Genomic DNA, 21,419 nt, shown 5'->3' with positions numbered 1-21,419 from the left:
GCGCATGGGTGATCACAGCGATTCCCCCATTTCTCGCGCATGACGCGTCACCACGGCCTGCGGCACGTCATAGGCGCTGAGCGAATCCCAGTGCCGTTCGACATCGGCGCGAAACAGGCCGCGCGTCAGGCCGTGGACCAGCTTTGGAACGGCGGTCGTCATCGCATTGATCGACGATCCCGACGGACCGAAGCTCATGGTCGAGGCGATGGCGAACAGATGGATGTCGGCGATCCACGGCGTCATTCCCGGCTCGCGCTCGGTGAAGGCATAGTCGTCGGCGAGATAGGGAAAGCGGCCGAGCCGTTCGTTGCGTTCGTCTTCCGGCGGCTGGTAGCGGTCGGCCCAGGTCGCGATGTTGGCGGCACATTGGGCGAGCTCGCCGCGGCCGGCAAAGTCCATGTCGATGCCGGTGCCGCAGATGACGAAATCGGCGGTGATGGCGCCGCGCGGCGTCTGGAGTTCAACGCCGTTATCGGTCTTGCGCGTGGCTTCGACCGGCGCGCCCTCGTGCAGTGTGAAGTTGGCGTGATGCGCGCAGCGGTCATAGGTCGGCTGCGGAAATCCTTCCCGCATCTCGAGGATCTTGCGCATGAAGCGCCAGCGCCAGGCATCGTCGAGATCGCTGAGATGGCGCAGGAAGCCGCGAAAGGTCAGCCAGCGATAGGGCTGGATCACCTGGATCTGAGCGCGTCGGCACAGCAGGCGCACTTCAGCGGCACCGGCCTCCAGCGCAGTCGCCGCATTGTCGAAAGCGGAGGCGCCGGCACCGATCACGGCGACGCGCTTGCCGCGCAGGCTTTCGAAATCGATGTCGTCGGCGACGGTTGCAACAGAGCTCGCCGGCAGATGCACCAGCTGCTCCGGAATCATCCAGCCGCCCATGCCCTCCTGCCCTGTCGCAAGCACGATCTTCCGCGCATAGAGCGTTTCGACCTCTCCTGCCCGTTTCACGCGCGCAGCGAGCAGGCCGTCAGCCGCCGGCGCGATCTCCTTGAGCTCGCAAGCGTTGCGCACCGGCAAGCCGACCGTGCGCCGCAGCCAGAGCAGATACTCCGCCCAATGCTCGCGCGCGATCAGGCCGAGCTCCTGCCAGCTCGCCTTGCCGAAGCGGGCCTCGTGCCAGGACTGGTACGTCAGGCCGGGGATGTCGAGGTCGGGCCCGGTGTAGTCCTTCGGGCTGCGGAGCGTCGGCATCCGGGCGTAGGTGAGCCACGGGCCCTCCTTGCCCTCTTCGGCCTTGTCGATCAGCAGGATGTTGCTGACGCGCGAGCGCAGCAGGCCGAAGCCGATGGCGATGCCGGACTGGCCGGCGCCGATGATGAGAACATCCAGCGCCGGCTTGCCGTCTGGCCCCGCTTTCGGTTCGAGCCACGCCGCGCCGGGATGCGCGATCCGAGCGAGATCGGCGTGAATGTCGGCTTCGAGCTGGGTCAGCGTCTCACTCATGCCGCGAGCCAGCCTCCGTCGACCACCATCACGGTGCCGGTCGTGAACGACGAAGCATCGCTCGCGAGATGCAGTGCGGTTTGCGCGATCTCCTCAGGCACGCCGAAGCGCTTCATGGCGTGGCGGTTGCGCGAGGCCTCGCGCACCTCGTCCGAATTGGCGTGGCGGGCAAAGCTGCGGCGAAGCATCGGCGTGTCGATCGCACCGGGAGCGATCGCGTTGACGCGGATGCCGTCGGCGGCGAAATCCACCGCCATGGTGCGCGTCAGGCTGACGATCGCGCCCTTGGCGGCGATATAGGCGCTGTTACCCTTGCCGCCGGCAATGGCGAGCTGCGATGCCAGCGTGATGATCGAGCCGCTGTTCTGCCGCTGCATCTGCGGCACCGCGGCCCGCGCCCACAGCCAGGTGCCGCCGACATTGGCGCGGAACACCGCATCCCAGTCGTCCAGGCTCGTCGTCAGCACCGTGCCACCACAGGAGAAGCCAGCCGCCGTCATGAGAATATCGAGCCGGCCATGCCGGGCCACGACGTCGCCGACGACGGTTTCGGCGAATGCGCCATCGCCGACGTCGCCGATATGCGTCGTCGCTTCGCCGATAAGGCTCAGCGTTTCCTCGAGGCCCGCGGCGTCACGATCGACCAAAGCAAGGCGCGCGCCCTCCTCCGCGAACAGTTTTGCGCTGGCGCGGCCGATGCCCGAGCCTGCGCCGGTAATGATGGCCGTGCGCCCCTGCAGCCGCATCTCAGATCCCCTCCCTGTACTGCATCCACCAGGCGCTCATCGCGGCAGCTGACTCCGCACAGCCGAACCGCGCGCGCCAGCCGAATTCGTCGGCCATTCGCGTCACTGAGAGCGGCGCGCGATCGCCCCCATGAAGCTTGATGAAGGTCTTCTCGCCCGGCTCCGCCAGCCGACACTCCAGCCCGGGATGCAGGGCCGCAAAAGCCTCGCCCCATTGCAGCGCCGACCAGGCCGCGCCGCTGGAGATATTGTAGAGCCGGTGGCGCGGTCGCTCAGCTTCGATCAGCACAGCCACGGCCTCGGCAGCGTCCGGCGCGTAGGTCCAATCCTTGATGCCTGGCGCCGGCAGCAGCGCCGGTTCGCCGCGAGCGAATGCAGCAAGGATCTGGAACTGGAGGCTGGGCGTATCGCGCACCTTCCCGATGCGTTCCCACGGACCGAACACTGCGCTTAAGCGCACACTCAGAAAATCGCCTCCCCACAACTCGGCAAGCCGCGCCACGGATCTCTCTGACGTGAATTTGCTGACGGCGTAGAAGGAGACGGGATCGCACGGCGTCTCCTCGTCCAATATCGGATAGCGTTGCCCCGCGGCTCCATAGGCAGATGCTGACGACAGATTGATCACACGCCGAACACCGCGGCGGATCGCAGCGCTCAGAATCGGGAACTGAGCCATCACATTGATCTCGAGAATGCTCGAGGTCGTGGACCGCTCGAGCTGATCCCCGGCAGTTATGGCAGCGCCAAGGACAATCGCGTCAAAGCCCTGCTTTACAAGCGTTTCGATCCTCTCGACGTCCGAGATCTCGCCCTGAATAATCGTGAGCCGCTCCCGGTAGTCGGCAAAGGATCGCTCCGCTCCAGCCGGCAGTTGCTTACGATCATACAGCGTCACCTCATGCCCGCGCGCGAGCAGCACCTCGGCGAGATTGAGGCCGACAAAGCCGGTGCCGCCGAAGATAACGATCCTCATCGCGCGCGATCCGCCGTCACAGCAGGTTTGCTCCGAAATTCCGCTCCGGATCCATGTCGGCAACGAGCCGACCGGTCGGCGTGGCCGCCTCGCCGCCGCTGCGCGCCAGGAATTTTCCGCTGCCGGCGCTTGCGAGGCACTTGTCGCCCTCGATGATCACGCGGCCGCGCGACAGCACCGACACCGGCCAGCCCTTCAGCTTGCGCCCCGCAAACGGCGTGTAGCCGGCGAGGTCGTGCATCATCTCGTCGGCGATGGTGACCTCGCGGTTGGGATCCCAGATCGCGATATCGGCGTCGGCGCCGACGGCGATCGAGCCCTTGCGCGGATGCAGGTTGTAGATCTTTGCGGGCGCGGTCGCGGTCAGCTCGACGAATTTCTCCAGGCCCAGCCGGCCCTTCGACACCATCGCGTCGAACAACAGCGGCAGCCGCAGCTCCAGGCCCGGCAGGCCGTTGGCGACCTGCTTGAAGGTGGGATTGGGGCCGGCGCGCAGCTTGCCGGTCTCGTCATAGCGATACGGCGCGTGGTCCGACGAGATGGTCTGGAGATCGCCGAGCGAGAGCGCCTGCCACAGCGCCTTCTGGTCGGCATGCGAGCGCGGCGGCGGGCTGCACATCCATTTGGCGCCTTCCGCGCCGGGCTTGTCGAGATCAGCGGCGGTCAGGAACAGGTATTGCGGACAGGTCTCGGCAAAGACCTTGAGCCCCTGCCCGCGCGAGTCGCGGATCACCTTGGCGCCTTCGGCGGTCGAGACATGGAAGATCATGATCGGCTGGTCGATCAACGCCGCCATGCCGATCAGCCGGGTGAAGGCCTCGGCTTCCGACACGCGGGCGTGGCTGACGGCGTGGTATTTCGGCATGGTGTAGCCGCGCGACAGCAGCCGCTTCACCATCCAGGCGATGATGCCGTGGTTCTCGGCATGGGCGCATAACATCGCGCCGGACTGACGCGCCGCGAGCAGGATGTCGAGCAGCGGCTCGTCATCGACCTTGAGGCGGTCATAGGTCATGAAGATCTTGATCGAGGCATGGCCCTGCTTCACCAGCGCGGGAATGTGTTCCTCGACCGTCTCCTTGGTCGCGTCCGCAATGATCATGTGAAAGGCGTAGTCGATCACCGCACCCTTCTTCGCCAGGGCGTGATAGTCCGCGACGACCTCAGGCAGCTTCATGCCGACATGTTGAGCCGCGAACGGAATCACCGTGGTGGTGCCGCCGAAAGCGGCAGAGACGGTCGCGCTCTCGAACGTGTCGGCGTTCATGATGCCGGCGGCCGACAGCTGCTCGATATGCGCGTGGCTGTCGACGCCGCCGGGCAGCACCAGCTTGCCGCGCGCGTCGATCTCGCGCTTTGCGGGCGGAAGCCCGCGGCCGATGGCCGCAATGGTCTCGCCGGAGATGGCGACGTCGGCCTCGAAGACGTCTGTGGTGGTGGCGACGCGGCCGCCGCGGATGATCATGTCGTAAGCGGGTTCAGTCATGAGGCACTCCGTGATAGGCTCAAGGTACGTTCGCTAAATCTCGCAGGAAGATCATCATGTCCCGGCCGCGCATTCTCGTCATCAACCCGAACTCCAACCACAAGGTCACGCAGGGGCTGGAGGATGCGTTGAAGCCGCTCGATTTCGAGGGCGGGCCGGAAGTGGTCTGCCAGACGCTGGCCGAAGGTCCGTTCGGCATTGAAAGCCAGGCGGACGCAGACAGCGTTGCGATCCCACTGCGAAAGCTGGTCGAAAGCGACAACAGCTCGGCCGCCTTCGTCATCGCCTGCTACAGCGATCCCGGGCTGCAAGTTTGCCGGGAAGGCACCGACCGCCCCGTGTTCGGCATCGCCGAGTGCGGCGTGCTGACGGCGCTTTCCCGCGCGGAGACTTTTGGCGTCATCGCGATCGCCCAGCGTTCGATCCCGCGTCACATGCGCTATCTCAGGCAGATGGGCCTGACCGACCGCTTTTCCGGCGAGCGGCCGCTGAACATGAGCGTCGCCGAAACCGCTTCGGGCGAAGGTACACTCGCCAAGATGATCGAGGTCGGCCGCGCGCTGCGCGACGAGGACGGCGCCCGTGCCATCGTGATGGGCTGCGCCGGCATGGCCCGCCACCGCCGTGCGCTGGAAGACGCGCTGCGGATTCCCGTCATCGACCCGACACAGGCGGCCGTCAGCATGGCGCTGGGTACGGTGCAGTTCTCGGCTCACTAGGCGTCCTTCAGCTCGTTGGTGTCCTGGCGCGCGAGCCATTGCGCATGGCTCTCGCGGACAAGGGCAAACGTATCCCGCTGCGTGGTGTAGAGATTGCCGAACATGCGGCCAATCGGCCGGTAAGCGTCGAGATCGACATACATGTTGGCGGTGTCGACTAGCCCCTCGCGGGCGTGAACCCGCAAGACCTCGCCGACCAGGAGCTCGCGATCGGGCGAGAAGGTCATCACGACATGGCGCCGGCATTCCAGCGCGAAGGGCGCCGCGGCGAGACGCGGCACCTTCACGTCGACCGAAGGTAGCGTCGCCAGGCCGGTCGCGGCGACCTCGCTGTCTCCGGAGGGGAAATCGACCGCGCAGTCGTTCATCGCGACCGACAGCGCCTCGTCCACCATGTGCACCACGAACTCGCCGTCGCGATGGATGTTGCGGGTGGTGTCCTTCGGCGAGTGATCCGGCTTGTGCTGCAGGCCGAGCACGATCAGCGCGGGACTTTCGGAGAACACGTTGAAGAAGCTGAATGGCGCGGCATTCGCCGCCCCGTTCTCATCCAGCGTCGTCACCAGCGCGATCGGCCGCGGCACCACCACGCCGCAAAGCAGCTTGTAGCGATCGCGCGGATCGAGTTCACGCAAGGATATGCCCTTGTCAGCCATCGGCGTCACGTCTCCGGCGGCGGCACCGCGCCGGTCTGGCTGGTGATCAGACCGTAATGCTCGATGCGGCGATGCCGGGCGAAATCGAAGATGGTGGTCTTGCCGAACGCCGTCGCATCGAGGTCGCAGGCATGGACCAGCACCTCGTCGTCATCCGTCTTGGCCTCGGCAACGATCTCGCCATTGGGATCGACGATCAGGCTGCCGCCGAACAGGGGATGACCGTCCTCGACGCCGGCCTTGGCGACGGCGACCACCCAGGTCGCGTTCTGATAGGCGCCGGCCTGCACCGAAAGGCGGTTGTGGAACAGGCGCTTCTCGACGCCCTCCTCGCTCTTCTCCGCATTCACGGACGGCGTGTTGTAGCCGATCAGAACCATCTCGACGCCCTGCAGGCCCATGACGCGATAGGTCTCGGGCCAGCGGCGATCGTTACAGATCGCCATGCCGATGATGCCGCCGAGCTCGCGCCAGACCTTGAAGCCGAGATCGCCCGGCTCGAAATAACGCTTCTCCAGGTGCTGATGCGAGCGCTTGCTGTCGTATTCCACATGGCCAGGCAGATGTACCTTGCGGTATTTGCCGACGATCCTGCCGGTTCTGTCGGTCAGGATCGCGGTGTTGAAGTGGTGGCCATCGGGCGTCAGCTCGGCATAGCCGAAATTCATCGCCATTCCGTGCTGCGCCGCGCGCTCGAACAGCGGCCTGGTCGCCGCGTTCGGCATTTCGCGCTCGAACCAGATGTCGAACTCGGCGCGGTCCTCGACGTACCAGCGCGGGAAGAACGTCGTCAGCGCCAGCTCGGGATAGACGATCAGGTCGGCACCCTTGCTCTTGGCTTCGTCCATCAGCGCGATCATGCGCTTGACCACCGCCTCGCGGCTGTCGGCTTTCTGAATCGGGCCCATCTGGGCGGCGGCGACATTGACGATGCGCATCAGCGAGTTCCTGGTGATGTCTGGGGGGAAGCGTCGGCTTGCAGGATCTTCCGCAGCGCCGAGCATAACGCGGCTCCGTGCCGATATTCCAGCCAAGCAGCTTTCATGCCGTCCGCCCCCATTCGGCATCCTGCAACAGCCGCCAGTTGATCTTGTTGCTGGCGGTGCGCGGCAGGGACTCGACGAAGACGACGGCGCGCGGCGCCTTGTAGCTCGCCATCGCGCTGCGCGCCCAGCCGACGATGTCGCCCTCCGACGTCGTCGCGCGCGCGGCGTCATCGAGCACCACCAGCGCCTTGACGGTCTCACCGCGATAGCCGTCCGGCGCGGAAACGATGCAGCATTCCCGGATGGCGCGGTTCTGGTACATCGTCGCCTCGACCTCGGCCGGCCACACCTTGAAGCCGCTGACATTGATCATGCGCTTGAGGCGGTCGACGGCGAAGAAATAGCCGTCGGCATCGCGGTAGCCGAGATCGCCCGTGCGCAGGAACCGCTTGCCGTCCCGTTCGATGAAGGCTTCGGCATCCGCCTCCGGCCTGTTCCAGTAACCCTGCAGCACCTGCGGCCCGTGCACGATGATCTCGCCGACGACATTGTCGTCGAGCTCGATCAGGCTCTCGGGATCGATCACCCTGGCGTCGGTCTCGTGCACGGCGATGCCGAGGCACTGCCGCTTCGGCGCCGCCATCGGATTGAGGTGCGTCGGAGACATCGTCTCGGTCATGCCGTAGCCCTCGACGAAATCGAGCCCAAACCGCCCCTTCAGCCGTTCCGCGACGGCTGTCGGCATCGCCGCGCCGCCACCAGTCAGCACCTTGAGCTTCGCAAAACATTTGTCGCGCAAGCTGGCGCTGGCGAGCACATCCACGATCATGGTCGGCGCAGCGTTCCAGAACGTGACGCCATAGGTCTCGAACAAATCCGGCAGCAGATCCTTGTCCCAACGCGCCATCAGCAGCAGCGTGGCGCCGGAGACGATGGCGGCATTCATCGAGCCCTGCATGCCCGCGACATGGAACAGCGGCATGAAGCCGGTCATCACGTCGCTGCCATTGAGCCCATACCAGCGCGCTTGCAACACGGCGGTGAACAGCGCGCTGCGATGGGTGTGCATGCACGCCTTGGGCTTACCCGTCGTGCCGGACGTGTAGGGCAGGATCATGAGATCGTCCGGCCCCGCCTCCATCGCACCCGGCTGCAGGCCCTGCACTATCGCGGGCGACCACGAATACCAGCCCGGCGATGACGGCGGCTCCAACGGCGCTTCGGTCACGCATGATGGCAGTGTGTAGGGCGTCGCGGCTGGAACTTCGTCGCGGTACTGCGCGACAATCGCATGCGTAATCGCCTCGCCCACCAGCGGTGCAAACACATCGCTTAGCTCGCTGCCGATGATTGCAACCCTGGCGCCGCTGTCCACGGCGAGATACGCGATCTCGGCGGTCTTGTTCATGGGATTGACCGGCACGATCACGGCGTTCGCCCGCATCGTCGCATAGTAAGCGATGACGTATTGCGGCGAATTCTGCAGCGCGATCATGACGCGGTCGCCGCGCTTCACTCCGCAAACGCCTTGCAGAAAGCCGGCCATGGCATCGACCCGGTCGCGCAGCTCGGCGTAGCTCAGGCTCGCCCCGTAGAACATTGTGGCCGGATGCGTTGGCCGTTCACCTGCAGCGCGCGCCAGCGCGTCGTAGAGCGTCCCCTCCGGCATCGCGAGATGCCACGGCTCATCCGCCGGCCAGGCCGGCGAACGACGAGGTGCTGCGTGGTCCGCGATCACCCGTGCTCCTTATCGGCAATTTCGAGGCCGTGGTCGAGCGCATCGAGCAGCAGCGTCGCCTCGCGCTCGGAGATCACCAGCGGCGGCGCCAGGAACAGCGAGGTCTGCTCGCCGCTGGTGCCGATCACGGCTCCGGCTTCCAGTGCGCGCTCCGCGACGCGCGAAGCGATCGGCACCTCGGTGGTGTCGGCATGCCAGCTGCGCCAATCCGGGCCATGCAGCTCCACCGTCCAGTGCAGCCCCTGCCCGGCCACGCGCTGCACGCTGGGGTGCTTTTGCGCTATTGCGAGGAGGCGGCGGGTGAACAGCTTCTCCAGATTCTGCACGTGGTCCAGAATCCTGTCCTCACTGATGACCTTCAGATAAGCGCTCACCGCCGCCATGCTAATCGGATGGCCACGCAGCGTGCCGTAGTTCTGCCAGCTCGTGCCCTTCAGCCGCTCGACGATGTCTTTGGACACCACGACAGCGGCAACGGCCGCCGCGCCGCCGCCGAGCGACTTTCCGAGCGTCACGATATCGGGCCGGCTCTGCGCGCCCTGGAACGCGAGCCAGCGGCCCGCGCGGCCGGCGCCCGTGACGACCTCGTCCGCGATCCAGTACGAGCCGGCCTGCCGCGCGCGCTTTGCCACTTCATCCTGATAGGCGCCGTCGTAATAGATGCCGCCTTGCGTGTAGTCGATGATCGTCGCCGCCGTGTCCGAGAGCAGGCGCGGGGCGTCCGCGAGATATTCGCTGGGCGGGGTGTTGTTGGCCGGCGCGCCATAGATCGCCCCATCCGGCGCCGGCAGGATCCGCACCGGCGCCATGGGTGCCGGTAGTTTCGAGCCGCCGGCGTGCACCGCGAGGCCACCGTGCCATTGCGGCTGCACCGTCATGCTGCGCGACAGCCCAGTGATGCCGTGATAGGCGCGCTCGCGCGTTGCCAGCGCCGAGCGCTGCGTCAGCGCCTGGCAGAGCGACAGCGCCATGTCATTGGCCTCGCTGCCGCTGATGCAGAAGCGCACCGCGCCGACCCAGTCCTCTTCGCCCTTGAAGGCGGTGGCCATCAGATCGTCGGCGGCCTGCTCGCGGCCGACCCAGGTCCACCCCTCGTTGACGACGGGCGTATCGGCCGCACGGCGGATCGCCTCCACCATGGCGGGATGGCGATGGCCGAGACCGCCTCCGGTGTTGCTGCCGTCGATCAGCTTGCGGCCGTCCGCAAGGTGAAAGTAGACGCCCTCGCCGCCGACCACGGCCATCGGCGCAGCCTCGCCCGCATTCAGCCCAGTTCGCAACAATCTGCTCATCGCCACTGCCTCACTCCGCCGGAACGGCGCCGTAGCCACCGCCACCGCACATCTCGATCGTGACGAGATCACCTTGCTGCAACACCAGGTTCGACTTGCCGTCGATGGCGACGTTGGCGCCCTGCCGGACCAGCGAGATGCGGCAGGCCTTGCCGGGAGAGCCGCCCTGCATGCCCCACGGCGCCATCACCATGCGTTCGACGCAGGTGGTCAGGTGCATCGAGGGCGCCAGGATGCGGTAGGTGCGGACCGAGCCGTCACCGCCGCGATGCGCGCCCGCGCCGCCGGAATTCCGGCGGATGGCCTGCTGCTCGAGCCGGATCGCGTAATTCGCCTCGATCACCTCGACCGGCGTGTTCGAGGTGTTGGACAGATGCACGCGGGTCGCGGACGTGCCGGCCCGATCGTGCCGCGCGCCTTCGCCACCGCCATGGACTTCATAGAGCATCTTCCACGACCCGTTCGGCCGCGGCTCGGCGAAGAACAGCACACCCGCGGTGGTCGCACCGCCCGCGGACAGGCGCTCGGGAATGGTGTCCTGCATGGCACGGAAAATCGCATCGACGATGCGCATGGAGGTCTCGTGATTGCCGGCGGCAACGGAGGCGGTCCAGCCGGGCTCGAGGATCGAGCCCGGGCGCGTGATGATGGTCAGCGGCCGCAGCGCGCCGGCATTCTGCTGCATGTCGCGCCCACTCATGATGCGCGCGGCATAGGCGACCGCCGAGCGCGCCATGAATGGCGTCGTGTTGCAGAAATTGGAGACGCGGTCGCAACTTCCGGAAAGGTCGAAGGTCGCTTCGTCACCGCGGATGGTGATCTTGACATGGATGCGCGCCGGCGCGTTGTTCGCGCTGCCGTCGTCGAGATAATCCTCGCCCTCATAGATGCCATCCGGCAGATCGCGCAGCGCTTCCCGCATCTCGATTTCGGAGAGGTCGTGCAGGCGCGACTGCGCCGCCATGAAGACCGCTTTGCCATGCTCGCGGCAGAGCTCGACGATGCGCTTCTCGCCGGCCTTGGTCGCCGCGATCTGGGCAAGAAGGTCGCCCTCGCAGGATTCGGCATCGCGGACATTGGCCTTGAGCAGCTGCACGATCGGCGCGTTGAGGCCGGCTGCGGTTGCGATCAGCACCGGCGGAATCCGCATCGCCTCCTGGAACGTATCGACCGCCTTGGCGAAATAGCTGCCAGGCCAGGTGCCGCCGATGTCTGGCCAATGCGCGAGGCTGACTGCAAAGGCGACGATCTCGCCGTCGAAGAAGACGGGACGCACGACCTTGACGTCGTTGAGATGATTGCCGCCGAGCGCGCCGACATTGTAGATGACGACGTCGCCGTCGTTCAGGCCATCGCGCGGCATCACCTTCAAGAGTTCGGGGATGGTGTAGGCCATCGCGCCGAGATGAATCGGAATGTCGCGGCCCTGCCCGACCAGGCCGCCGTGGCCGTCGGTGATCGCCGACGAGAGGTCGCCCGCCTCGCGCAAGAGCGGCGAGCGCGCCGAGCGCGTCATGACGAGGCTCATCTCCTCGGCCGCGGCGGAGAGCCCGTGCCTGATGACCTCGACGACGAACGGATCGAGCTTCATGCCGCCCTCCGCGTCAGGAACAAATTGCCTGATGTATCGGGCTTTGCCTGCCAGCCCGGCGGCACCACCACTGTCGACCAGGCGTCTTCGATGATGGCGGGACCATTGATGGTCTCGGTGAGCGAGGCGCGGTCGACGATCTCGGTTGCGATATCGTGGAAGCCGTCGAACGAGCAGGTGCGCGTGCTCATAGACACTGCCCTCGCCGCAGTCGCCGGCCGGCTGACAATTGTCGTCGACGGGCGACGCGCCTGCACCCGCACCGATTCGATGACGCAGGGCTCGCCGGTCGCATAGCCGAACAGCTCATGATGCCGCGTCAGGAAGTCCTGCTTCAGCCTGGCGACGTCGAGCGGCAGCGTGAAGGATACCGGAATGGCGTCGTTCTGCGCCGCGTAGCGCATCAAGGCCACCGGCTCGACCTGGATCTCGGCCTTCGCAACATTGTTGGCGAGAAGCGGCGCCGAGGCATCGGCAATCAGGGCCTCGATCCGTTCCGAGGCGCGGGCGAGATCGATGCCGTCGAGGGCGGCGCGAAGGGTCTGCTGCTGCAGGAAGCTGAAATCGGCGGTGAGGCAGCCCAGCGCCGAGAATGCGCTCGAGGCACTGGGCACGACCACCTCCGCAATGCCGTAGAGATCGGCAAGGCCCGCGGCATGCATCGGGCCGCCGCCGCCGAAGGCCAGCAGCGTGCAATCGCGCCCGTCGATGCCGCGCTCGACCGTGACGCGGCGGAGCGCGCGGGCCATGGTCGCGTTCGCGACCTTGATGATGCCGAGCGCCGTCTCCGTCAGGCTCAGCCCGAGCGCGCGGGCAATCGGCGCGATGACGCGCTTTGCGGCCGCGATGTCGATGCCGATACGGTCGCCAAGCTTGGTCTCAGGATTGAGATAGCCGAGCACCGCATTGGCATCGGTGATGGTCGGCTCCGTGCCGCCACGGCCATAGCAGGCCGGGCCCGGCTCGGAACCGGCGCTCTCCGGCCCGACCGTCAGCCCGCCGGGACCGTTGCGCACGATCGATCCACCGCCGGCACCGATCGAGTGCACCGCGAGCATCGGCTGGCGCAGCGGCTTGTCGCCGAGCATGCGGCCGTCGGTCATCTCGGCCTGGCCGTCGACGATCAGGCACACATCCGTCGTGGTGCCGCCCATGTCGAAGGTCAGCATCCGCGCGCAGCCGAGCTGGCGCGCAATGCTGACCGACGCCGAGACGCCGGCCGCCGGGCCCGACATCGCCATCACCAGCGGACGCTGCTTCACCGCCGAAATCGGCACCATGGCGCCGGCGGAGTGAAACACCTGCAGGCCGGGCCCGATCGGCAGCCGCTGTTCCAGCTCGCTGAGATATTCCACCGCGATCGGCATCGCGGCGGCGTTGAACACGGTCGCCGAGGTTCGCTCATATTCGCGCGCCTCGGGGTTGACCTCGTGTGAGAGCGAGACGTGAGCGACCACATCCTTGAGCCGCTCGCCCAGCATCTTTTCATGCACCGGATTGGCATAAGCGTGAAGGAGCGCGACTGCGACGCTCTGCACGCCGGTCCCCTTCAGCCACGCCACCAGGCGTTCGACCTCCGCTTCCTCGAGCGCCTTCAGCACCCGCCCCTCATGATCGAGGCGCTCGGCGAGCCCAAAGCAGCGTTCAGGCGGCACCAGAGGCGGCGATTTCGGCGGAATGTCGAGCCGGTAGAGGTCTCGGCGGCGATAGCGCGCGATCTCGAGCACGTCGGCAAAGCCTTCGGTCGCGACCAGCGCCACCTTCGGCAGCCGGTTCTCGACGATCGCGTTGGTCACGCGCGTGGTGCCGTGGACGAAGCGCTTCACCTCGCTCTTGCGCAGGCCGACCGCCTCGATCGCCTCCAGCATCGCTTGCACCGGTGCGTCGGGGCGCGACGGCACCTTCGCAATCCGCGCTTCCGCGGAATCGCGCCGGATCGCGATGATGTCGGTGAAGGTGCCACCGATATCGGTGCCGACCTCCCAATGATTGCCGGGATCGCTCATCTGCACAATCAGCTACGCGTGACGTTCATCATCATTCCCTGTCATGCCATCACGTGCGAGCGTGCGACAGAGCGATGGCCGCGGGATAGGGTCAGAGTTGTCGCAAACCAAAGCGCTAGCAAGCCACCGGCCTTGCGCGGCGCAGCATCGGCTGCACGTTTCCGTGCAGCGCTGCTCGCGCAGAGAGCAGAAGGCCGCGAAGTCAAAATGTGCAGCGCACCCTTGGATTCTTCGAGGCAAATAGAAGCGCCCGTTGCACTGCAATCGGATCGCACAAGGCCATTTGTCTAATTTGCAGGCGATCGGTCGGCGGTGCGGGAGACAGCACTGACCAAGAGCTATGCACGCAGGTCGGCTCAGCCTCTCTTTATTGTACGGTCGGTAAGCGAGGACATCACCGGCCGCTGGTGGATAACCCGGCGCGCCGAACGGGTCGCGCCGGGTACGGAGATTTCGCGACTGGCTATGCGCTCGCCAGCCATGCCCGCAAGCGCCGCCAACCGATGACGATGCCGGTGATGGAGAACATCAGCCCGAGCGTACAGAGCCCGACAATGAGAGCGTCACGCAGCCGCGCATGAGCCAGCAGAATCGGGAAGTCGAGCGTGTGCAGCGCACTGTAGAGCCAGCGATAGACGCGGCGCGACGGGTCCAGCCTTTGCAGCAGCTTGCCATCGGCAGCATCGACATCGAACCAGAGATCGCCGCAGGTCGTGCGGTAGACTGGAGCCCCCGGAAGTGCGGATTGCGCCGGATAGCCGTCGTTGCCGGCGAGCAGAAGCGGTGCGGCACAGCCGGCGCCAAGGCGCGCCGTCAGGTCGCCGATCTCCTGCCTATCCAGGTATGACGCCGGTCCATCGCGCGGCGCGTCCCCTGCCCTGATCAACGCCTGACGGCCGAGACCAACCCGGTCGCGCCGATAGACATGGCCGTTGAAGGCGAACCATTCGACCTCGCGGGCCAACGGCGATATTGGCTGCGGATCGAGCGACGACGCGTCTCGCCAATCCGGGGCGGCATCGACCACGCCGGCCTCTGTCGGAGTCAGTTGCCCGCGCGAGAACAGGCGGCCGTGATCCATCGACAGCCAGCCGCTGAAGATCCAGGTCAGCACAAACACGGTCGCGACGAGACCGATGATGTGATGCAGGGCGTGCCAGCCACGATAGGGCGACGAGAGCTGGCGTCCCCGCATTTTCACACGCACGATTCCGAGCACCGCGCCAAGCAATGCTGCGATCAGGGCCAGCAGCGACAGCGTCCAGACCACGCGATCCCACAGCGCCCAGCTGCTGCGGAGAATTGTCGGATAGATCCAGTGCAGCACGCTGCCGGCCCAGTTCCACGCGCGCTCGCTGCGCGTCGTATCCAGGACGACTTCGCCGGTCAGCGACGAAACGTAGACCTCCGTTCCAGGGGCATCGCCGAGAGCGGCGCGAAACAAGGGGCGATGCCGATCAAAACCGTTCGGCACGCTCCACTGATCGTAGTCCGACTGCGCGACGATCGCGGCGCGCGGCGCGTCGAGCCCGCGCTGACGTGAATAAGCTTGCACGATGGTGAGCGCGACATCGGCTGATGTTACCGGCGCGTCTCCTCCATCGGAGGCGCGAACCGCTCGCGAACCTGTGGAGCCCGAGACGACGTAGACCGGTCCATCGCTCCGCTGGATCAGCCGAACACGCGTGGCATCGGCAATCCCGCTCGCCGCAACGGCGTCCGCGACCGAGATCTTCGTCCCGTCGCGATCGACCGGCACAAGTCCGGCAAATCGCTCCGCTTCCGTCAGCGACGGAAACGGGACGAAGTGCATCACGATTCCCGTCGCGAACCACATCGCGAACAGCAGGCAGAACGCGATGCCGAGCCAGCGATGCGTGAGGACGATCGCGCCCATCATGCGCTCAGGGCCTCACCATTTGAACGCGGCCGAGATCTCGTAGGTGCGCGGCGCGCCCAGGAGGATCTGGTCCGGATAGAACGGATCGCCCCAGATCGCATAGCGCTTATCAGTGATGTTGCGGACACGGAAGGTCAGGCGGGCCTGGTCGACCGCATTGAACGCCGTCTTGGGGATGTCGACGAAGGCGTAGACGTCGGCCACGGTGTAAGCCTTCATCGTCACGACGTTGGCATCGGTGTTGTAGCGGTCGCCGACATGACGGCCGGTGATGCCAAGCTCCACCGGCCATGGTGTGAAGAAGCGATACGACGCGCCGGCGTTGGCGACGATACGCGGCACGTTTGGCGGCGTGTTGCCGGAGAACGAGCCGCCGGCAAAATTGTAGTCGGCATAGCGCGCATCGACATAGGCGATGTTGCCCCACAGCCGCAGCGGCTCGATCGGGCGTATCGAGGCGGCAAGCTCGACGCCTTTCGACTCCTGTCGTCCGGCGATGTTGAGTTGCATGCCGCCGGCGGCCGCATAGACGTTCTTGCGCAGGATGTCATAGGCCGAGAACGACCACTCCGCCCGATTGTCCCAGAACAGGTGCTTGACACCGGTCTCATAGGTGCGCGCGGTGGTCAGATCGAGCGGCTGGGTGGGCGAGAGCAGGAAGATATTGTTGGCTGCGACGTCGGCGCCGGTGGCGTACTGGCTGAAGAAGGTGAGGCCGGGAACGGCCTCCCAGGTGTAGCCGATGCGGCCCGTCACCGGCGCCCAGTCTTTCCTGAATGGGAAGCCCACCTTCTCCACACCGTTCTTGTCGGTCGAGTTGCGGTCGAGCCCGATGTGCTCGACACGAAGGCCGCCGATCAGCGCGAAGCTGCGCGTCAGCTTGAGCCGGTCCTCGAATGACAGCGCCTCGTTGTCGATGCGCGCGGTCTGCTGCTGTGTCGTGAGCAAGCCGTAGAAACCGCGGTTGGGGTCGACCAGCGAAACGGAATCGCCGGGAAAGTTTGCCGCACCGGGCCTGACGAAATCGAGATAGCTCGACGACAGCGTCGTCACGAGCCGATTGTCGAAGCCCGCAATATTTGTATCCCAGATCAGGTCGGTGATGTTGCCGACCAGCCGCTGGCTGTGGGCGACATAGAAACGCTCGCGATCGACCAGGTTCGTGGTGGAATTGAACGCCTCGATCTCGTTGTTGAACCAGGTTCGTTCCGCGCCATAGCCATAGGCCTGACTTTTCAGCGTGAGGTCAGGCGCGAGCTTCAGCTCGAAGCCGCCACGCAGCCACACTTCCTGCGCCACGTTGCGGTTATCGAGAACGTTGTAATTGGTGTTGAAGGTGCGGTCGTCGATGGTGACGGCACCGAGATTCGTTCCGTTGTAATTCGAGACGTAATTGCCGGAGACGATCCCCGTCGTCGCATGCGAACCGCTGAAGGCCACCGGCACCAGCGGCGCGCCCCAATAGGCCTTCGAGCGGTCTTCACGATATTCGACCGCACCCCAGATCCTGAGGCTGTCGGAAACACGGTAGTTGAGCTGGCCGGACGTGCCGAACGTCTTGACATTGGTGTCATCGGCAAAGCCGTTGAGGGCGGAACGGCTGATGTCGAAGCGATAGTCCAGGCCTTGCACATTGGTGCTGCCGCCGGAGCCGTAATGGGCACGGAACGAGTTCAGCGAATCCCAGGAGAAATTGGCATCGTTACGGACAGGTCCGGTGTGGGGCTGCTTGGTGACGAAGTTGATGGCACCGCCCGCGGCGCCCTCGCCCGAAATCAGCGAGGCCGGGCCCTTGAGGAATTCCACAGCCTCCAGATTGGCGGTATCCACGATCCGCGAGGTCATGTTCTGCGGACCGATCTTGATGCCGTTGTAGAGCGTGTTGATCTGGCTGTTGGTGAAGCCGCGCATGGAGAAGGCGGAAGGTTCGGCCGGGTTGTCGCCGGAGGTGACGCCGACGGCGCCCTGCGCCACCTCGGACACGGTGCGATAGCCCTGCTCGCGCATGGTTTCGGCGGAGACAACTTCGACGGTCGCGGGCGTCTGCCGCACCGTCAGGCCGAGCCGCGAGGCGCTTTCGGCAACGGCGTTGGAGTTGAGCGGCGTTTGCGGCGTCGAATCCGGCGTGACGGGTCTTGGCGCTGCGGATACAGCCGCCGGCCTGCGCGCTGCCGCGCGGCGCGCGCTCTGCGCCGTTCCTGCTGCCGGTTTGGCCGGCTTGCGGGCCTGGGCGGGCGACACCTCGATGGGCGGCAGCGGCTCTCGGGCCTGCTGCGCCAGAGCGGCAGGCGGACCAAGAGCGGCAAAGGACGTGAACGCGGCGGAAACCAGCAGAACGCGGCGCGGTCGTGCGATACGGATGGAAGACACAGGTGAAAACCTCGGTATGACGTCAGTGGCACGTCACAGCGAACGAGGTTTCACCTTCGGCCTTAGCCGTCCGATGAAGCCGAATGTCTGTACTCCCCGACCGACATCTTCGCGTGTGACCACGGCTGACGGCAGGTCTCCTGGCTCGCGGGTCGTGACCGCTTCGTCGCCTTCCCGGGACCGAGGACCCAGTGGCTCGTGACGAAGGATTCACCGCTTACAGTTGCGGGGGCAGCCGCGGCATTGGGGACAATTTTCCCCGCACCGCATTCCCTTTTCATTCCCTCTCGGGAAAACCGTCGCGAGCATCTAGGATTACCACCAAGACAGAGTCAATGTGCCAGTTGCGGCGTTGGGGCCACAGCAACCAACTTCCTTGGAGATGAGCATGGAAGGCGAGACCTTCCTCTGGTTGATCAGGCATGCGGCCGTCGCGGGCGTGCCCGGGACGATCCATGCGGCCGATGCGCGGGCCGACCTCGGCGATCACGCTGCATTGGCGGCCCTGAGGCGCCTCTTGCCCGCGGATGTCGCCGGCTATGCCAGCCCATCGCGGCGCACGGTCGAGACGGCGCGCGCCCTGGGACTCGAACCGGAGCTGGTCAGCGAATTCGGAGAGCAGGATTTCGGCGACTGGACCGGTCATCGGCATGACGAGCTCGCCGCGACCGGCGGCGAGGCCTACGCGCAGGTCTGGCGCGATCCCGCGCACGGACGGCCGCCGAACGGCGAGAGCTTTGCGGATCAGGTCGCCCGCGTCCGCCTGGGCCTGGCCCAGATTGGCGCAGGCTCCGCAGCACTGGTCGTCCATTCCGGCACCATACGCGCTGCGCTCTGCATCGCGCTCGATCTCACACCGGAGGCCGCGCTGCGCTTCGTCGTCGATCCGCTGTCGCTGACCCGGATCGACCGGCTGGCGGGCGGTTGGCGCGTCGTGTCGGTCAACCAGCGCGTGGCTTGAGCCGCATCAAGAAGACCGATCCGGCACATTGGCCTGCGCGAACGTCGCCATACCGTTGTGAAGTGCGCAGGCCGAGCGCACCAGCGGCAGCGCGATCGCCGCCCCCGACCCCTCGCCGAGCCTGAGATCGAGGCTGATCAGCGGCTGCACATTCAGCGCGCGCAACACCAGCCGATGTCCCTGCTCCGCCGATTGATGCGAGGGCAACAGGAACGGCTGGCAGGACGGGTTGAGGCGCACCGCCGTCAGCGCCGCCACCGAGACGATAAAGCCGTCGATCAACACGGGGATGCGGCGTTGCGCGGCCGCGATGATCGCACCCGAGATCGCCGCAATCTCGAGGCCGCCGACCGCGCACAGGATTTTTTCGGGTGACGCCCCCGCAACGCCGTGATGCGCGATCGCCGCATCGATCACCCGCACCTTGTGCGCGCGGCCCGACGCATCGACGCCGGTGCCGCTGCCCGCGATCTCGTCGGCACTCACACCGAGCAGGCTCGCAGCAATCGCTGCTGAGGTCGTGGTGTTGCCGATCCCCATCTCGCCGAAGATCAAGAGATCAGGCCGGCCGGCCTCGGCGCGCGCCACCGCGCGCTGGCCGGCCTCGAAGGCGAAGGCCAATTCCGTGGGCGTGAGCGCGGCCTCGACACTGAAATCGCGGGTGCCGCTGCGCGGCTTGTCGGTGACGATTCCCGCGATCTGCGCCTCGGTCAGCGTGCCGGCGTCGACCACCTCGAGGCTCGAACCCAGCTCGCGCGCCAGCACCGAGATCGCGGCGCCACCGGCAGCAAAATTCGTCATCATCGCGATGGTGACGGCTTGCGGATAGGCCGACACGCCCTGCGCGACGATGCCGTGGTCGCCGGCGAAGATGATGATCGGCACCCGCGCGGCGCGCGGTTGCTCGGTGGCCTGCAGGCCCGCAAGCTCGATTGCGAGCTGCTCGAGCCGGCCGAGCGCGCCGGTCGGCTTCGTCAGTTGCGCCTGCCGCGCAATGGCCGCCTCGCGATGAACAGCGGAGACCTCGGGGCAGTTCTGGGTAACCCATTCGGGAAGCATGCTGCTCAACGCCTGCGTTTGATGATGTAGCTGTCCATGATCCAGCCGTGCCGCTCGCGTGCGTCCTGCCGCACGGCGGCAATGCGCGCGCCCAGTTCAGCCAGCGCGCCGGACATGATGATCTGATCGGGCATGCCGAGATAGGCACCCCACCAGATCTGCAGGCCTTCTGGATCCAGCGATTGGAACGCCGTGCCGCCATCGAGCATCACGACGACGGTATCGACGCCCTGCGGCCAGCCGCCTTCGCGCAAGCGCCGCCCCGTCGTGACCAGAAACGGCTCGCCGATGTCGTTGAGCGGCAGCGCATGCGCCGCGCACAGCGCCTGGATCGAGGTGATCCCAGGCACGACCTCGATTGTCGGCAATGGATCGAGCCGCCGCGCAATGCGCAGCGAAGAATCATAGAGCGAAGGATCGCCCCAGATCAGCAGCGCGACCTTGCCCTCATCTTCGAGATGCCCAGCTATCGTCTGCGACCAAATCGCGGCCACCGCATCGTGCCAATCGTCGACGCCCTTGCGGTAGTCCGCCTCGGTCGCATCGCGCACGGGAAGATCGAATTCGGCGATGCGCGTCGTTTTGTTGGTGAGCACACCGGCGCAGATCGTTCGCCTGAGATCGGCGAGATCGGATTTCGCAGTCCCCTTGCGCGGGATCAGGATGAGATCGGCGGCGTTGATGGCGTCAACGGCGGCGCGCGTAAGCTGCGCGGGATCGCCGCAACCGATGCCGATCAGGGAGAGCGTGAGCATCGCGAGCGCGATGGGCGGCCACACCGGCCGCCCATCGCTGATCTCTTACGCCGCGTTGTGCAGGCGCGGGGTGACGAGGCCGGGCGCGGTGACGCCGCGCAGCGACTTCGCCAGCGCCAGCACCGCGAGATCGGCGAGCGGTTCGATCACGATCACCAGCGCATAAGCGGCAGCGAACGTCCCGACGCTGGCGAGGTTGCTCATCGCAAAGCCGGAGCCATAGAGCGCCCAGAACGCCACCCATGCGATCACGCCGGCCTGGTAGGTCGTCGAAAGCGCCAGCGCCTGACCGTATTTCAAATCGACATAGGCGGTGTTGCGAGGGATGATCCGCGTGGCGATCGCCTGGATCGCGAACAGCGGCACTAGCAGCGTGGTGACGTTCATGCCGTATTGCGGCAGATCGACTGGCTCCAGCAGCATGCCCTGAAGCAGCAGGCCAAATGCAAGGCCGAAGGCGGCGGGCGCAGCACCAAAGAGCAGGAACAAGGTCGAGCCGAGGATGAAGTGCACCTCTGATACCCCAACCGGGAAGTGCGGCAGGATCTCGAAGAAGACGAAGACGAGAGCGGTGGTGGCCAGTGTCCGCGCCGCGAACGAGCCGGCGCCCTGCTCGCGCACGGTCTCGACCGCGAGCTTCAAGGCAACGCCGCCTGCGGCGATGCCGGTTGCGTAACTCAACACGAGCTTGGCGCCCGTCACGATCCCGGGTTCGATATGCATGGCTCA

Annotated in this window: 17 protein-coding genes and 1 riboswitch; of the genes, 2 read left to right on the top strand and 15 right to left on the bottom strand. The window is 66.0% G+C overall.

The genetic code is table 11. The features are described 5' to 3' along the window. Window positions 1-12 precede the first annotated feature (12 nt). The 4 genes from I6F36_RS26480 to hydA are packed head-to-tail and all read right to left on the bottom strand — an operon-like array spanning window position 13 to window position 4,657. Window positions 13-1,449 (bottom strand): NAD(P)-binding domain-containing protein, encoded by a 1,437-nt coding sequence (locus tag I6F36_RS26480; RefSeq protein WP_225172479.1) that lies wholly within the window; start codon window positions 1,447-1,449, stop codon window positions 13-15. Beyond that, complete coding sequence (locus I6F36_RS26475) at window positions 1,446-2,195, bottom strand: SDR family oxidoreductase (RefSeq protein WP_225128932.1); 750 nt, start codon at window positions 2,193-2,195, stop codon at window positions 1,446-1,448. Before I6F36_RS26475 ends, I6F36_RS26480 begins: the two co-directional genes overlap by 4 nt. A gap of 1 nt (window position 2,196) precedes the next feature. Continuing rightward, on the bottom strand, window positions 2,197-3,171 hold the full coding sequence (locus I6F36_RS26470; protein WP_225172478.1) for an NAD(P)-dependent oxidoreductase: 975 nt from the start codon (window positions 3,169-3,171) through the stop codon (window positions 2,197-2,199). A gap of 16 nt (window positions 3,172-3,187) precedes the next feature. Next, on the bottom strand, window positions 3,188-4,657 hold the full coding sequence (gene hydA, locus I6F36_RS26465; protein WP_225143886.1) for a dihydropyrimidinase: 1,470 nt from the start codon (window positions 4,655-4,657) through the stop codon (window positions 3,188-3,190). A 56-nt stretch (window positions 4,658-4,713) separates the two neighbouring features. Between hydA and I6F36_RS26460 the strand changes: the two genes are divergently transcribed. Next, complete coding sequence (locus tag I6F36_RS26460; protein WP_036023560.1) at window positions 4,714-5,376, top strand: aspartate/glutamate racemase family protein; 663 nt, start codon at window positions 4,714-4,716, stop codon at window positions 5,374-5,376. Here I6F36_RS26460 and I6F36_RS26455 read toward each other — a convergent pair. The 8 genes from I6F36_RS26455 to I6F36_RS26420 all read right to left on the bottom strand — a co-directional run bounded on the left by I6F36_RS26455 (window position 5,373) and on the right by I6F36_RS26420 (window position 17,915). After that, window positions 5,373-6,032, bottom strand: coding sequence for a flavin reductase family protein (locus I6F36_RS26455; protein ID WP_225143888.1), 660 nt, complete (start codon window positions 6,030-6,032; stop codon window positions 5,373-5,375). The two genes, I6F36_RS26460 and I6F36_RS26455, sit on opposite strands and share 4 nt — an antisense overlap. Before the next feature lie 5 nt (window positions 6,033-6,037). Next, a complete protein-coding gene (locus I6F36_RS26450; protein ID WP_225143890.1) occupies window positions 6,038-6,970 on the bottom strand; it encodes an N-carbamoyl-D-amino-acid hydrolase in 933 nt (310 codons plus the stop codon). Window positions 6,971-7,073: 103 nt separating this feature from the next. After that, the gene (locus I6F36_RS26445) at window positions 7,074-8,756 is read right to left on the bottom strand and encodes a long-chain-fatty-acid--CoA ligase (RefSeq protein WP_225143892.1); all 1,683 of its coding nucleotides are present in this window, start codon (window positions 8,754-8,756) and stop codon (window positions 7,074-7,076) included. Further along, complete coding sequence (locus I6F36_RS26440) at window positions 8,753-10,048, bottom strand: aminotransferase class III-fold pyridoxal phosphate-dependent enzyme (RefSeq protein ID WP_225143894.1); 1,296 nt, start codon at window positions 10,046-10,048, stop codon at window positions 8,753-8,755. The genes I6F36_RS26445 and I6F36_RS26440 overlap by 4 nt, the downstream gene beginning before the upstream one ends. Before the next feature lie 10 nt (window positions 10,049-10,058). Beyond that, window positions 10,059-11,639, bottom strand: coding sequence for a hydantoinase B/oxoprolinase family protein (locus tag I6F36_RS26435; protein ID WP_225143896.1), 1,581 nt, complete (start codon window positions 11,637-11,639; stop codon window positions 10,059-10,061). Further along, window positions 11,636-13,645: a hydantoinase/oxoprolinase family protein gene (locus I6F36_RS26430; protein WP_225143898.1), complete on the bottom strand. Its 2,010-nt coding sequence runs from the start codon at window positions 13,643-13,645 to the stop codon at window positions 11,636-11,638. Before I6F36_RS26430 ends, I6F36_RS26435 begins: the two co-directional genes overlap by 4 nt. 463 nt (window positions 13,646-14,108) lie before the next feature. After that, a complete protein-coding gene (locus I6F36_RS26425) occupies window positions 14,109-15,545 on the bottom strand; it encodes a PepSY domain-containing protein (protein WP_225172477.1) in 1,437 nt (478 codons plus the stop codon). A 12-nt stretch (window positions 15,546-15,557) separates the two neighbouring features. Beyond that, window positions 15,558-17,915 carry a TonB-dependent receptor gene (locus tag I6F36_RS26420; protein ID WP_225172476.1) on the bottom strand — a complete coding sequence of 786 codons (2,358 nt, stop codon included), beginning with the start codon at window positions 17,913-17,915 and terminating at the stop codon, window positions 15,558-15,560. 112 nt (window positions 17,916-18,027) lie between these two features. Beyond that, window positions 18,028-18,231, bottom strand: a riboswitch (cobalamin riboswitch). A gap of 72 nt (window positions 18,232-18,303) precedes the next feature. Between I6F36_RS26420 and I6F36_RS26415 the strand changes: the two genes are divergently transcribed. Further along, window positions 18,304-18,876, top strand: a complete 573-nt coding sequence (locus I6F36_RS26415; protein WP_225172475.1) for a histidine phosphatase family protein — start codon at window positions 18,304-18,306, stop codon at window positions 18,874-18,876. Window positions 18,877-18,882: 6 nt separating this feature from the next. Here the strand turns inward: I6F36_RS26415 and cobT are convergent, their stop codons facing one another. From cobT to I6F36_RS26400, 3 genes are read right to left on the bottom strand one after another with little or no spacing between them, the layout of a single operon-like run. Then, window positions 18,883-19,935, bottom strand: a complete 1,053-nt coding sequence (gene cobT / locus I6F36_RS26410; RefSeq protein WP_225172474.1) for a nicotinate-nucleotide--dimethylbenzimidazole phosphoribosyltransferase — start codon at window positions 19,933-19,935, stop codon at window positions 18,883-18,885. A 5-nt stretch (window positions 19,936-19,940) separates the two neighbouring features. Further along, window positions 19,941-20,690, bottom strand: a complete 750-nt coding sequence (cobF, locus tag I6F36_RS26405; RefSeq protein WP_225141387.1) for a precorrin-6A synthase (deacetylating) — start codon at window positions 20,688-20,690, stop codon at window positions 19,941-19,943. 45 nt (window positions 20,691-20,735) lie between these two features. Continuing rightward, the gene (locus I6F36_RS26400) at window positions 20,736-21,413 is read right to left on the bottom strand and encodes an energy-coupling factor ABC transporter permease (protein WP_225111828.1); all 678 of its coding nucleotides are present in this window, start codon (window positions 21,411-21,413) and stop codon (window positions 20,736-20,738) included. Window positions 21,414-21,419 lie beyond the last annotated feature (6 nt).

This window comes from Bradyrhizobium sp. BRP19 (assembly GCF_020194195.1).
In the GTDB taxonomy this organism is placed as follows: Bacteria; Pseudomonadota; Alphaproteobacteria; order Rhizobiales; family Xanthobacteraceae; genus Bradyrhizobium; species Bradyrhizobium yuanmingense.
This window is presented reverse-complemented; position numbering and strand designations above follow the sequence as displayed.

Excerpts from the sequence above, each read along its gene's own strand:
- I6F36_RS26470 (WP_225172478.1), bottom strand. The coding sequence starts at position 3,171 with ATGAGGATCGTTATCTTCGGCGGCACCGGCTTTGTCGGCCTCAATCTC.
- I6F36_RS26400 (WP_225111828.1), bottom strand. The coding sequence starts at position 21,413 with ATGCATATCGAACCCGGGATCGTGACGGGCGCCAAGCTCGTGTTGAGT.
- cobT (WP_225172474.1), bottom strand. The coding sequence starts at position 19,935 with ATGCTTCCCGAATGGGTTACCCAGAACTGCCCCGAGGTCTCCGCTGTT.
- cobF (WP_225141387.1), bottom strand. The coding sequence starts at position 20,690 with ATGCTCACGCTCTCCCTGATCGGCATCGGTTGCGGCGATCCCGCGCAG.
- I6F36_RS26415 (WP_225172475.1), top strand. The coding sequence starts at position 18,304 with ATGGAAGGCGAGACCTTCCTCTGGTTGATCAGGCATGCGGCCGTCGCG.
- I6F36_RS26460 (WP_036023560.1), top strand. The coding sequence starts at position 4,714 with ATGTCCCGGCCGCGCATTCTCGTCATCAACCCGAACTCCAACCACAAG.
- I6F36_RS26435 (WP_225143896.1), bottom strand. The coding sequence starts at position 11,639 with ATGAAGCTCGATCCGTTCGTCGTCGAGGTCATCAGGCACGGGCTCTCC.
- I6F36_RS26455 (WP_225143888.1), bottom strand. The coding sequence starts at position 6,032 with ATGGCTGACAAGGGCATATCCTTGCGTGAACTCGATCCGCGCGATCGC.
- I6F36_RS26430 (WP_225143898.1), bottom strand. The coding sequence starts at position 13,645 with ATGAGCGATCCCGGCAATCATTGGGAGGTCGGCACCGATATCGGTGGC.
- I6F36_RS26440 (WP_225143894.1), bottom strand. The coding sequence starts at position 10,048 with ATGAGCAGATTGTTGCGAACTGGGCTGAATGCGGGCGAGGCTGCGCCG.
- I6F36_RS26480 (WP_225172479.1), bottom strand. The coding sequence starts at position 1,449 with ATGAGTGAGACGCTGACCCAGCTCGAAGCCGACATTCACGCCGATCTC.
- I6F36_RS26450 (WP_225143890.1), bottom strand. The coding sequence starts at position 6,970 with ATGCGCATCGTCAATGTCGCCGCCGCCCAGATGGGCCCGATTCAGAAA.
- hydA (WP_225143886.1), bottom strand. The coding sequence starts at position 4,657 with ATGACTGAACCCGCTTACGACATGATCATCCGCGGCGGCCGCGTCGCC.
- I6F36_RS26425 (WP_225172477.1), bottom strand. The coding sequence starts at position 15,545 with ATGATGGGCGCGATCGTCCTCACGCATCGCTGGCTCGGCATCGCGTTC.
- I6F36_RS26475 (WP_225128932.1), bottom strand. The coding sequence starts at position 2,195 with ATGCGGCTGCAGGGGCGCACGGCCATCATTACCGGCGCAGGCTCGGGC.